The following is a 12,071-nucleotide window of genomic DNA, read 5'->3' on the forward strand; positions in this document are numbered from 1 at the left end:
CCTTTCTCAAACAAAATCCTCCCCCCGAGGAAACGCATTGTTAACTATGGCGATTCAACGACATAGAACCACCGAGTTCCAAGATTACAACAATTACAGTTTAAGACTATAAGACCTAACAATTAGAGAGGGGTATGTCGGAGATGTTGGCATGACTAGTGAAGGCGTGGATATCGACAAGCGCCGTTTTTTAACCCAGGCGGCGGTGGTTGTCGGCGCCATAGGCGCGGGCGCCGCGGCGATGCCGTTTATCTCGTCAATGAAACCCAGTGCCAAGGCCGAAGCCTTGGGTGCTCCGGTGGAAATCGATATCAGCAAAGTCGAGCCGGGACAGTTGATCCGCGTTTTGTGGCGCGGCAAGCCGGTTTGGATATTACACAGGACCCCCAATAGTTTGGCGATCCTGCCCACGCTCGATGATCAATTGCGTGATCCCCTGTCGAAGCAACCGCAACAGCCGGAGTCGATGCGCAATGAGTTTCGATCCATTAAGCCGGAAATCTTTGTTGCCGTTGGCATCTGCACCCATCTCGGCTGCTCTCCGGTTTATCGTCCCGAAATCGCACCGGCGGATCTGGGGCCGGACTGGAAGGGCGGATTTTTCTGCCCCTGCCACGGCTCTCGTTTTGATTTGGCTGGACGCGTCTATAAGGCGGTTCCGGCGCCGACCAATCTCGAAATTCCGCCTTATCGCTATATCAGCGACACGCGGATTGTGGTCGGTGTGAGTAGCGGCGAGGAGTAGGCGAGATGGCTTCGGAAAAAGCAAAAGCTCTTTTGAATTGGCTAGACGAACGGCTTCCGGTAACGAAGTTCTGGAACGAACAGTTTGCCAAATATTATGTGCCGAAGAATTTCAACTTCTTCTATTTCTTCGGCTCCCTGGCGCTGCTTGTACTCGTCAATCAGATCCTGACCGGGATTTTTCTGACGATGCACTACAAGCCCTCGGCCGAACTCGCGTTCGATTCGGTCGAATACATCATGCGTGATGTGGATTACGGCTGGCTGCTCCGGTACATGCACTCGACCGGCGCGTCGATGTTTTTTATCGTCATCTACATCCACATGTTTCGGGCGATCTTCTACGGGTCTTTCAAGAAGCCCCGTGAGCTGATCTGGCTGTTCGGCATGGCTCTCTTTTTGCTGCTCATGGCGGAAGCATTCATGGGCTATCTGTTGCCTTGGGGGCAGATGTCCTATTGGGGAGCGCAAGTCATCATCTCGCTATTCGGTGCGATTCCGGTCATCGGCGAAGATCTCGCGGTGTGGGTCCGGGGTGACTATGTTGTTGCTGACGCGACTTTGACCCGGTTTTTCGCGCTCCATGTAATCGGGATTCCGCTGGCCATCCTGATGCTGGTGGTACTCCACTTGTCCGCATTGCGTACCACGGGCTCCAGCAGTCCAGACGGTATCGAGATCAAGAAGCAGAAGGACGAAAACGGCATTCCGGTTGATGGCATACCATTCCACCCTTATTACACTATAAAGGATCTGTACGCTGCCGCAGTCTTTCTCATTGTCTTTTCGCTCATCATCTTCTACATGCCGGAGATGGGCGGGTACTTCCTGGAACATCAGAACTTCGAACCGGCAGATCCGGCTGTAACTCCCGAGCATATTCAGCCGGTATGGTACTTCACGCCGTTTTATTCGATTTTGCGTGCGATTCCGAACAAGCTGAGCGGAGTTCTGGCGATGGGGGCGGCGATTGCGTTGCTGTTCTTGCTGCCGTGGTTGGACCGCTCGCCGGTGAAGTCGATCCGCTACCGTGGGAGAATTTTCAAAGCCGCTCTGGGCTTGTTCGTGGTGGCTTTCATCGGGCTTGGCATCCTTGGAACGAAACCCGTCACACCGAGCGCAACGGCTTTGGCGCGGCTATTCACGATAATTTATTTCGCATTCCTGCTTTTGATGCCGTTTTACCCGAAGCTGGAAAAAACGAAGCCGATCCCCGAACGGCTTACCGAGCCCGTCATTCCGTTAAGTAAGCGCGAGGGCTGGCATTGGCGACTCATCGAGCGCGGTTTGGAGGCAATCCTGACCAGTGCGTTCTCTAGTGCGTTCTCTCAGAACATGAAAGCGCGGTTAGAGGCAGTTGAAGCCAGTCCGTATTATCAGAATATGAAAGCGCGGTTATTGGCGGCTATCGGACGGCTGAAAACCTACGGAAGCAAATAAGAATGAAAACGGCGTTCGGCATAGCACTATTGTTATTTTCTTTTGCCGCTTCTGCGGTGGATCCCGTAAAACCCCTCGAAGACGCGGATGTGGATGTTTTCGATTCCGATTCGGTGCGAAGAGGGGCTGGTTTCTTTGCCAATTACTGCATGGGTTGTCATTCCATTAAGCAGATACGCTACTCGCGGATTGCGAAAGACTTCGAGCTCAGCGAGGACACCATGCGGCGTGAGTTCATGTTCGGCAAGGTCAAGGTTCACGACTATCTCGAGACCGCAATGAGCAAGGCGGATGGGGAAAGCGCCTTTGGCGTGGCGCCGCCGGATCTTTCTCTCGTCATACGGGCGAGAGGCGCGGATTGGGTTTATAGCTATCTTAAAGGCTTTTATGTGGATCCCAAGCGGCCGTTGGGCACAAATAACCTGGTTTCTCCGGACGTAGCCATGCCCAATGTTTTATGGGCGCTTCAGGGACTTCAGGAGCCCGTGATCAAAAAGATCGATGGCACGGATACGGTGGTTGACGTCCGGCTGGTAAAGAAAGGCCAGATGTCGCCGAAGGAGTTCGATCAAGTCTTGACTGACATGGTCAATTTCCTCGCGTATGTGTCCGAGCCCTCCAAACTTCAGCGCCTTCCGCTCGGGAAATACGTCATCTTTTTCCTAGTGGTGCTGGCGGTCATTATGTACCGATTGAAGAAAGAGTATTGGAAGAAGATCCATTAAGGTTTAATGGTAGAATGAGCGGCCGGCCGGTTGGAAGCCAATGACACGGTATTCGTTGCCGCTCCCCGACGAACAACTCTTTACCCGGTGGAGGACGGCGCGTAAACCTCTAGTTTTTCTCCAACCGGAACCTTTTACTCTTTCGTGAGGTGTTCAGCGTGGCAACCACTGCCAGTCGCAAATCGGTAATGACCCTTTTTTGTTCCCCCACCTGCGCCTATAGTCATAGAGCACGGATCGTTCTGTTCGAAAAAGGAATTGCGGCGGATATAGAATATATTGATGTCAATCAGCCGCCGGAAGACTTGATTGCTCTAAATCCTCACGGAAACACGCCGACAATGGTGGACCGGGATCTGGTGTTATACGATTCTCGGATAATCATGGAATACTTGGACGAACGCTTCCCTCATCCGCCGTTGCACCCCATGGATCCCGTATCGAGAGCGCGAGCCCGCATGCTGGTTCATCGTATTGATCAGGATTGGTATCAATTGCTGGACGAAATCGAAAGATCGGCGGATAAAAAGAACGTCAAGGCTAGGAAGCTATTACGGGAAAGCCTTATCGCCGCGGCTCCGGCGTTCGCCACCAAGCCTTATTTTCTCAGCGACGAATTTTCTTTGGTAGATTGCACATTGGCCCCGCTACTGTGGCGCTTGCCTGCCTTGGGCATCGATCTGTCGAAACAGGCGGAAGCGATTAAAGTCTATGCTCAACGCTTGTTTGACCGGGATGCGTTTCAAGCCAGTTTAAGCGAACAGGAGCGGGACTTAACTTCCTTTGTTGAGCCGCTAACTGCCTGATGACTTCGCTCAAGCCGTATTTGATACGGGCGATATACGACTGGATCGTCGACAACAAATTCACTCCCTATTTGCTCGTTGATGCCGAAGCGGAGGGAGTCGTCGTGCCCAGACAGTATGTTCAGGATGGAAAGATCGTGCTGAATTTGCGTCCTCAAGCCGTGCATGGCTTGTCGTTGGGCAATCAGACGGTCGAGTTCAGCGCCCGTTTCGGTGGGACTCCGATGCAAATATCCGTCCCTGTGCGCGCGGTGTTGGCCATATATGCGCAGGAAAACGGAAAGGGAATGATTTTCGATGAGGAGGGGGACGACGATACGCCTCCGCCTGCCGATTCCGCACCTCAGCCGTCTTCTGCCAAGAAAAAGCCGGTGCTCAAGGTCGTCAAGTAGCTCGAAGGATCCGTTGCCGACTGCCGCTACGGCTTGTCCGGTACGTAAAATTTCGCGACTTTGGGCGATTGGCCCGCTTCCCGGTCGAGGGGAATGATCTTGGCGGTCCCTCGTCGTTCAACCTGATCGATACGAACGATTTCATGCATCGGAATGAATGAACGCCGCACGTTGGCAAATTCCGTCTTGAGCTTCTCTTCGTAAGGATCCACCACCAAGGATGTGGTCTCGCCGAAAATGAAATCCTCAATCACTACGAATCCGAACATCTCGCCTTGAAAAACCCGCTTGGCGTACATTTCGTAGACTTGGTTCTGATTGATGAAGACGACTTTGTAAATCAGATTATCCGACATGATGATTTCAACCGAGCAATGGGGGTGTGATTCGGAGCGGACGGGATACTCCGCAATTATAAGGCAAAATTAGAAGGCTTTAGTTTGCCCGAAGATACAGTAGCCGCACTGAAGGGGCACGGAATTACGGTACCATTGTGTGCGGGCGCCAAAGTTTTTGTGGGCGTGTTCCGAATGGTAAATAATTGTGCCGGATAAAATAACTTCCTGAGGAGAAATGCCCATGTACGCATACGGTAGAGGAAAAACCCGATTAATCATTATTGCGCTTGCGGTCTTGATGGCGGCAACGAGATTCCATCATTTCGGCTCTCCATTTTCGCTGCCGGATGCATCGTTGGCGGTATTCTTCATGGGAGGGCTTTATTTAGGTGGTCTGGCCCCCTTTGGGCTGTTGCTGGCAGAGGCATGTGCGATCGATTATGCCGCGATAGCCTATGCGGGAGTCAGCGACTATTGCATCTCACCGGCTTATGTCTTTCTGATTCCAACCTACGCCGTCCTGTGGATGGCGGGACGGCAAGTCCAACGTCCCGGCTTTTTCGAAAAGAATGCGGCTCTTGGAGCCGTGTTTCTCCTGATCGTTTCCACTAGTCTGGCTTTCGTCATTTCCAATGGCAGTTTTTATCTATTCTCCGACCGTTTTTCGGATTTGAGCTGGTTTGATTACACCAAAAGTGTAGTCTTCGAGTACTACCCGCTCTATATGCTTTCCACTCTCGTTTATGTAAGCATTCCGTTGGGAATTCGTATCTTCTCGCAGGCTCGCGATATCCGAAAGCTGGAATTCAGGTAAGGTCTGCCGATATCACTCGCCACCGGGGGGTTTATGAACCGTCCCCCCGGTGAGGCTCCCGTTTCAATAGCTCATCTTCACGCCGCCGAATCCGGCCACGCCCATCGTCCCGAACCCGAATGTCTCCTGGTATTTCTTATCGAAAACATTGTCGATGCGCGCGAAAAGCTGAATGTCATCGGTAACGTCGTATGTGCCTGCCAGGTTGACCAGGGCATAGCCTTGCATGGTTACCCGTTCGAACGCATCGAAATTCATATCGTCCCGCTCTCCCACCAGCAACACGTTAAGGTTCACATTGGTATTGCCGCTGATACGGTAATTGGCGTCGAAACTGCCCTTGTGCCTCGGCCTGCGCAAAAGCGCCAGCTTTGTCCCGTGATCCTGCGTGCGGGTATAGGTGTAATTTCCCCGTAAGGTCAGATCGTCCGTCGGCTTGAATTCCAGAAACGTTTCGACGCCTTCCGATTCCGCTTTGTTGATATTGTTAAAGCCCGTGCCGAAATCGAAATCGATCAGGTTCAAGAAGTCGTTATTGAAATAGGTCGCCCCTAACGAGAGCTTTCCGTCCCAGATGCCCTGTTCGATACCGACATCCCAATTCCGGCTTTTTTCGGGCTGTAATCGAGAATTGCCGAGCGGGCCGAAGCTGGTAGGGGGCGCAAATAGCTGATACAGGGTCGGCGCCTTGAACCCGGTTCCGTAACTGCCCTTGATTCGAGTGCCGATCTCCTCGATGACGAACGCTTGCGTCGCGCGCCACGTGACCTCGCCGCCGAATCGGTTATGGTCGTCGAACCTTACGCCCAGCGTGGTGAACGACCGGTTGAAAAGGTTGATTTGATCCTGGCCGTAATAACCCGTGGTGTTGGCGGTTTTCGCCTGAATGACGGAGCTAAAGGGCCCGAACAACGAATTGCCTTCATCGTCGGCGTGTATTCGATCTTCCTCGTTCTGGATGCCCAAGGTGAGCGTGTTGGTCTCGTGAAGGTAGAGGTTGTTTTGCCAATCGACCTTAATCTTTTCGCCGGTAAAACTCGCCGTTTCCCATTCCGTTGGATGGGTTGCATCGACTTTATTGATATTCCTGCGATCGGTCAGGCTGTAGGCGATTCCCAGTTTTTGCTCCCACAAATTGTCGAATAGACGTAGTCGCCCCTGTCCCCGCGTGAAAAGCTGTTCGGTGTTGCTGCGGCTGTTGGGATCGTCGCAGAGCGTGCCGAATTCGCTGAATCCACCGCAATTGTCGAGGTCCGCAGTGCCTTTGTTGAACCGCAAATTCCAATCGAAATCCAAGTTGTCCGTGGCGTCGGCGTGTACCCGGCCGGTCACGGTGGTGTTCTTATAGCCATCCCGTTCGAAATTTCCCATCTCCTTATCGGCGGCGGAAAAACCGTCGGTTTCGAGCCGGCTCGCGCTGAGGTTGTAATTCAATCGATCGGTCCCGCCGGAGACGCCGCCCTGCAGACGAAACGTATCGTAGCTGCCGCCTTCGCCGGAACCCTGAAGCTTGAGAGCTCCAGCACCTTTTTTGGTAATGATGTTTATGACTCCGCCGATGGCGTCCGAGCCGTAGATGGAGCTTTCGCCGCCGCGCAGTATTTCGATGCGTTCGATTTCGTCGGCTTGCAGATGAGCGAAATCGAAGAGGCCTCCCGGATTGCTGGGATCGTTTGTCTCGACGCCGTCGATCAGCACGAGGGTGTGGTTGGAATTGGCGCCGCGCAGGAAAACCGAGGTCGTTTGGCCAAGCCCGCCGTTTCGGACCACGTCCAAACCCGGTTGACCGCGCAGAATATCGGCGACCGTATTGAGTCGGCGATTAGCGATATCCTGCGCCGTGATTACCGTAATAGAGCTCCCTACTTGGCGAAGCGGCGTTTCGGTTAGGGTTGCCGTAACGACTGTAGTATCGAAGCGTTTGACGACCTCATCTTTTGCGAAGGCGAACGGAGCGGTTGCCGCGAGCGCGGCGAATGAAAAGCTTAGAGCCTGATGATGCATTATGATCTCTACAAACCTTGGCCATGCCGACCCGCATGGCATTAACAGGATGTTGCAGAGGGGAGAGCGACAAAGCGGCAAGAAACCGGCGGTTTCAACCGTCTAGCCGACCCTTGCCCTCCGCAACGGACGTTCGAGCTGTACCAGGCCGGTATCCGGGCTTATCAGCGGCCTTGAGGCCCGGCGAGTCGCCTTCCCATGCATGAGCACAGTGGCATGATGGCTCGCCTTAACTGATTTACCGTTGCGGGGGCAGCGCCGGCGTTGGAGTAGTCCGCACCGGCTTCCCGTTTAACCCGAAGAACATCGCCCTCGGGCACCTGGATGGCCGCGGAAGTTTATCAGACGGGATTCAATTTCCGTAACGTTTTGAGCGGATAGCTGTCACGTGGGGCTTATCCAATCATTTAAGCGGTTGGCTGACTGCGATATCCAGCAGTCATACGAATGCGAGGTCTTCATGGTGAGTGTGAAACGTGTTTACGAAGCGCCGGCTCCTAACGATGGTGAACGCTTCCTGGTCGAGCGGCTGTGGCCGAGGGGCATCTCTAAGCCTACGCTGGCTATGACGGCCTGGATCAAAGAAGCGGCACCGAGCGGTGACCTGCGGCGCTGGTTCGGTCACGATCCGTTGAAATGGGACGAGTTCAGGCATCGCTACTTTGCCGAACTGGATGGGAAGCCCGAGGTGCTCCAACCGCTTCTGGACGCCGCCGCCCGCGGGAGGATCACCTTGCTCTACAGTGCGCGCGACACGAAGCACAATAGTGCGGTAGCCTTGGCGGAGTATCTGTTGAATCGGCCACCCCCGCCTATGGATTAGGCTCTGCATACTTGGAGCTACCTATGGACCCGATCCATTTCGATCCCCGCGTTTTGTTCAGCTATGCCTTCCGCCCTTTCTTCTTGCTGGTTGGCGTCCATGCGGTTCTGGCCATTCCAGCCTGGGGTCTTCATCTCAGCGGAGCTCTGAATTGGCCGGATGCGTTGCCCGCCGCTGTCCGGCATGGGCATGAAATGATCTTCGGGTTTGCCGGGGCCGCGATTACGGGATTTTTGTTGACGGCTGTCGCCACGTGGACCGGCCGTCCGCCCGTCTCGGGACCGCTGCTGATGATCCTGTGCGCGACCTGGGTCGCCGCCCGAATAGGGGCTTTCTTTCCAGCCCTTTTCGGTAGCGGGTTATGGGGCATTGCCAGCCTCCTCTTTTGGGGCGGAGTGCTGGCGCTCGTTTCCCGCGAGGTGATCGTGGTCCGAAACACCCGCAACTACAAGGTGCTGGGCTTGCTGTCTGCGTTTCTCGCGACTGAGGTTTACTTCTTCTTCTCGGCGCCCGGCAATGTGGCGGGGCAGGAAACGGCGGTTCGCATCGGATTATGTCTGGTGATAGGCATGATCCTATTGATCGGCGGCCGGATCATCCCCAGCTTCACTCAGAACTGGCTGCGCCTGAACCGCCCTAAGCTTGCCGTGAGTTTGCCGCCTTTCGACCGTTTCGATGGCATGGCCGTCGCGGTCAGCATGCTGTTTGCCCTGGGCTTCATCTTTTCGCCCCGTTCGGTGGGGACGGGCGTACTCGGCATCGCAGCTTCCGCACTCCAATTTGTCCGCTTGGCCCGGTGGCGCGGCTGGCTGGCTCGTCCGGAACCGCTGCTATGGGTCTTGCATGTCGGCTATGCCTGGATACCCGTCGGTCTGGCCTTGCTCGGATCGAGCATGCTGCTCGATCATCCGGGACTCTGGGACAGCGGCCTGCATGCACTGGGCTACGGGGCCATCGGCACGCTAATCCTGGGCGTCGCGGCCCGTGTGGCGCTGGGCCATACCGGGCGGCCATTACGAGCCTTTCCTTCGATGACTGTCGCTTTCGGAATAATAACGCTCGGAACTCTTTTCCGCCTTTTCGCGCAACCCGGCGACCTGCTCATGTGGATTTCCATCGGCCTTTGGTTTACGGTCTATCTGCTGTTTCTGGTGCGGTACCTCCCCATTTTGCTGGCGCCGCGCCTCACGTCTTAGTTTCAATCCACTCCCGGCTATTTAGCCGGGAGATACCCCTGCACGCTAGATCGCCTTCCATGGACTTATCCTGTTTCAATCCACTCCCGGCTATTTAGCCGGGAGATACGCGCGCCGGTGATCCTGGCCCGTGTCGGTCACTGGTTTCAATCCACTCCCGGCTATTTAGCCGGGAGATACAAACGACAAAATTAAGTCCGTGTATCCCATTTGCAACGGTTTCAATCCACTCCCGGCTATTTAGCCGGGAGATACAACTCCGCCAATCGCAACCAATCAACCAACACAAGTTTCAATCCACTCCCGGCTATTTAGCCGGGAGATACAACGCCATAAACTGAGCTTGACCCAGCAGTATCGGTTTCAATCCACTCCCGGCTATTTAGCCGGGAGATACTGCCTTTCGGCAAAGCAAGAATAAATCAGGAAAAAACGGTGGGAAAGCGCGAGTGGGAGGAATGGGAGCGTCAAAGTCGGGCGGGACGGAGAGTTCTTGGTAATAAAAGCCAACCAGAACAGAATGTTACGGTCTGCGCGAACATCTCGGCTTTTTGCCATTGCTTCAGGTTCGCGCATCGGCAGGGTACTCATACGATCAAGGTATCCGCAAAGTCGACTGCCTTGAACTTGCCGAATTCCATGACATTTTTCTCCAGCGGTTCGATGATGCGGTAAAGCCGCAAGCTGTCTTCCTCTTCATTGATGATGTCGAGCAGGTCGCTTTTCAGCGTCTCCAGTTGCATCAGCTCGACCTTGCATTCGAACACCGATTTTTGCACGCGCTGGCCGTAGTTGAGACAGATTTTGGCGACCCGCCGGAGTCTTCTGCGGCCTTCCGAGGTTTCGGTCGAGACATCGTAACTGACCAGAATCAGCATGTTTACCTCAGCGGTTCAGGAAGGGGACGTAGCTCGGAATATCGCCGCGCAGGTAGCGGGCCAGAAGCCGCGCCTGCAACTGCGCCAACAGGCCGATGGACACCTCCGCTTCCAGTACCGGATGCTTCAGCGTTTCCTGTTTTCGGGTCTGATACGCGGCAATCACGGTCTTCCGCCCGCTGTCGTTGAGCAGCACCGCGCCGCCTTCCCGCTCATCGAAATCCTTGGCTTGGATTTGGCCGCGATTGATCAAGGTCAGGGCGAGCCGGTCGCACAAGGGTGCCCGGAATTCCTCCAATAGATCGAGTGCCAATGCCGGGCGACCGGGTCGAACCGCGTGCAGGAAACCCAGTTGCGGATCGAGCCCGACCGTTTCCAGCGCTGATCGGCAATCGGCCAATTTAAGAGCATAAAGAAACGAGATCAGTGCATTGAATCGGTCCCTCGGCGGACGGCGGTTTCGGGTGGAGAAAGGGAAGGCTTCGCGGGCCGACGGCTTCATCAGATAGGGCAGGGCATCGAAGTAAATACGAGCGGAATCGCCTTCGAGTCCCCGCAACGTGTCCAGATTTTCCGCCTGCGGGATCTTGCGGATCTGATTGGCGATGAGGCGCGCCGCTTGAACCAGCGCGTCCCGTTCCGCCGGGCTGTCGGTTTCCCGTGCGCCTCGCATAAGCACCTGGCGGCTGTTGCGCAGCTTGCCGGCGACGGTGGCGCGGGCGATCGCGAGCGTTTGCGATTTGTCGTCGGCCACTCGATATTGGGCTTGGCGCAGCAACACGTTGCCGTTCACCGGGCCTTCGAGCCGCGCCTTGAAGCGTCCGGATCGATCCAGCCAAACGATGGAGCGGCCGTCCTCGGCACAGCGCCCCAGCAGCGCCGGACTCAGCATCACATGGTCGAACAGCACAAAGGCACCCAAATGATGCAGCGGCACCTGAAGTCGCTTTTCCTCCTCAAGCATCACGCACACGGTGTCGCCTTCAAGGCGCAAGTACGCATCCGGCGTGGTGATGTAAAGAGTGTTTAGAAGAACGGTCATACTGCATCCTCTTCAGGCTTGAAAAGTGTCTCCGTGAGTTGCCGGATTCGCTTCCCGGATTTCACCAATTCGGGCTGGCACGCCTCTTTCAGAGAACAGCCGCGGCACTGCGTCGGATCGTCGACCGGTGGAGGCATCTCGCCGGACTGGAGCAAGGCGCGAACGGCTCGCGCGATTTCCTCGACCTTTGCGCGAAGCTCCGGCGTGATGGGAACGATCCGTCGACGCCGCGAGGTGTGGTGATAGATGGCACCCTCGGCAATCCGCTTGCCGGTCATTTCTTCCAGACAAATGGCCTGCGCCGCCACCTGTATATCATCGTGTTCCCGATTGCGGCGCGGGCCATGTTTGTATTCCACCGGGCATAGCGAGCCATCAGAAAGCACCTCGACCACGTCCGACTTGCCGACCAGCCCCAAGCGTTCGCTGACCAACGGAACGGACGTTTGTATTTCCCGATCCCCCTCGATCCGTGTCTCCGGCTCGTCCACCCGCTCGTGGACAAACCGTCCGCGCACAGTGAAAACGTTCTCCGTGAACGTCTGCTCCTGATGGATCAGCGCGCATTGACGCAGGCAATAGCTGTAGTGCTGGAGGGCGGAAATGGAGATCAATTCATCGGGTTCGGACATGGATGTTTTTTTAGTAGGGTGGGTTAGGCCGATAGGCCGTAACCCGCCAAGACCTTGAATCGGTGGGTTACGCTTCGCTAACCCACCCTACAATCTCTAGTGCTTCATCAAGGTTGAATTGAAGGGTAAAGATGCTTGAGCTTTATGCGCGCATTGTCGGTGGTGAAACGCCAATCGATTTTGGCGCGGACGGTATTCCGGCGGGTTTCCCAGGCAGCGACTTCGCGCGTCAGGTGC

At 55.3% G+C, this 12,071-nt stretch carries 12 protein-coding genes, 2 pseudogenes, 1 CRISPR repeat array and 1 riboswitch; of the genes and pseudogenes, 8 read left to right on the top strand and 6 right to left on the bottom strand.

Annotated features, from left to right (window positions below; all coding sequences use genetic code 11):
- The first annotated feature begins 151 nt into the window (after nucleotides 1-151).
- The 5 genes from petA to VEB01_RS11955 all read left to right on the top strand — a co-directional run bounded on the left by petA (nucleotide 152) and on the right by VEB01_RS11955 (nucleotide 4,107).
- Nucleotides 152-745, top strand: a complete 594-nt coding sequence (gene petA, locus VEB01_RS11935; RefSeq protein WP_324875700.1) for a ubiquinol-cytochrome c reductase iron-sulfur subunit — start codon at nucleotides 152-154, stop codon at nucleotides 743-745.
- Between the two features lie 5 nt (nucleotides 746-750).
- Entirely contained in the window at nucleotides 751-2,184 is a 1,434-nt protein-coding gene (locus VEB01_RS11940; protein WP_324875702.1) for a cytochrome b, read from the top strand.
- Between the two features lie 2 nt (nucleotides 2,185-2,186).
- Nucleotides 2,187-2,909 carry a cytochrome c1 gene (locus VEB01_RS11945; RefSeq protein ID WP_324875704.1) on the top strand — a complete coding sequence of 241 codons (723 nt, stop codon included), beginning with the start codon at nucleotides 2,187-2,189 and terminating at the stop codon, nucleotides 2,907-2,909.
- 188 nt (nucleotides 2,910-3,097) lie between these two features.
- Nucleotides 3,098-3,715: a glutathione S-transferase N-terminal domain-containing protein gene (locus VEB01_RS11950; protein WP_324875705.1), complete on the top strand. Its 618-nt coding sequence runs from the start codon at nucleotides 3,098-3,100 to the stop codon at nucleotides 3,713-3,715.
- Nucleotides 3,715-4,107 (top strand): ClpXP protease specificity-enhancing factor, encoded by a 393-nt coding sequence (locus VEB01_RS11955; protein WP_324875707.1) that lies wholly within the window; start codon nucleotides 3,715-3,717, stop codon nucleotides 4,105-4,107. Before VEB01_RS11950 ends, VEB01_RS11955 begins: the two co-directional genes overlap by 1 nt.
- 26 nt (nucleotides 4,108-4,133) lie before the next feature.
- Here VEB01_RS11955 and VEB01_RS11960 read toward each other — a convergent pair whose 3' ends face one another.
- Nucleotides 4,134-4,463, bottom strand: coding sequence for a DUF1820 family protein (locus VEB01_RS11960; protein ID WP_324875708.1), 330 nt, complete (start codon nucleotides 4,461-4,463; stop codon nucleotides 4,134-4,136).
- A gap of 223 nt (nucleotides 4,464-4,686) precedes the next feature.
- Between VEB01_RS11960 and VEB01_RS11965 the strand changes: the two genes are divergently transcribed.
- Nucleotides 4,687-5,259 carry a hypothetical protein gene (locus VEB01_RS11965; protein ID WP_324875710.1) on the top strand — a complete coding sequence of 191 codons (573 nt, stop codon included), beginning with the start codon at nucleotides 4,687-4,689 and terminating at the stop codon, nucleotides 5,257-5,259.
- Between the two features lie 63 nt (nucleotides 5,260-5,322).
- On the opposite strand, the gene VEB01_RS11970 is transcribed toward VEB01_RS11965, so the two are convergent.
- A complete protein-coding gene (locus tag VEB01_RS11970; RefSeq protein ID WP_324875712.1) occupies nucleotides 5,323-7,263 on the bottom strand; it encodes a TonB-dependent receptor plug domain-containing protein in 1,941 nt (646 codons plus the stop codon).
- A 129-nt stretch (nucleotides 7,264-7,392) separates the two neighbouring features.
- Nucleotides 7,393-7,602: riboswitch (cobalamin riboswitch) on the bottom strand.
- Between the two features lie 121 nt (nucleotides 7,603-7,723).
- Here VEB01_RS11970 and VEB01_RS11975 point away from each other — a divergent pair.
- Both VEB01_RS11975 and VEB01_RS23120 read left to right on the top strand, forming a co-directional pair.
- Entirely contained in the window at nucleotides 7,724-8,086 is a 363-nt protein-coding gene (locus VEB01_RS11975) for a DUF488 domain-containing protein (RefSeq protein ID WP_324875714.1), read from the top strand.
- Nucleotides 8,087-8,109: 23 nt separating this feature from the next.
- Nucleotides 8,110-9,210, top strand: a pseudogene (locus VEB01_RS23120) (NnrS family protein); the annotation flags it as partial.
- Between the two features lie 71 nt (nucleotides 9,211-9,281).
- Nucleotides 9,282-9,679: a CRISPR direct-repeat array (repeat unit 37 nt; unit sequence GTTTCAATCCACTCCCGGCTATTTAGCCGGGAGATAC).
- Nucleotides 9,680-9,869: 190 nt separating this feature from the next.
- Here VEB01_RS23120 and cas2 read toward each other — a convergent pair.
- The 4 genes and pseudogenes from cas2 to VEB01_RS12000 all read right to left on the bottom strand — a co-directional run.
- Nucleotides 9,870-10,160, bottom strand: a complete 291-nt coding sequence (cas2, locus tag VEB01_RS11985) for a CRISPR-associated endonuclease Cas2 (RefSeq protein ID WP_324875718.1) — start codon at nucleotides 10,158-10,160, stop codon at nucleotides 9,870-9,872.
- Nucleotides 10,161-10,167: 7 nt separating this feature from the next.
- Nucleotides 10,168-11,202: a type I-C CRISPR-associated endonuclease Cas1c gene (gene cas1c / locus VEB01_RS11990; protein WP_324875720.1), complete on the bottom strand. Its 1,035-nt coding sequence runs from the start codon at nucleotides 11,200-11,202 to the stop codon at nucleotides 10,168-10,170.
- The gene (gene cas4 / locus VEB01_RS11995) at nucleotides 11,199-11,834 is read right to left on the bottom strand and encodes a CRISPR-associated protein Cas4 (RefSeq protein ID WP_324875722.1); all 636 of its coding nucleotides are present in this window, start codon (nucleotides 11,832-11,834) and stop codon (nucleotides 11,199-11,201) included. The genes cas1c and cas4 overlap by 4 nt, the downstream gene beginning before the upstream one ends.
- Before the next feature lie 107 nt (nucleotides 11,835-11,941).
- A pseudogene (locus VEB01_RS12000) lies at nucleotides 11,942-12,071 on the bottom strand (IS630-like element ISCARN102 family transposase); the annotation flags it as partial.

The sequence above is a fragment of the Methylocaldum sp. genome (assembly GCF_035627495.1).
GTDB lineage: Bacteria > Pseudomonadota > Gammaproteobacteria > Methylococcales > Methylococcaceae > Methylocaldum.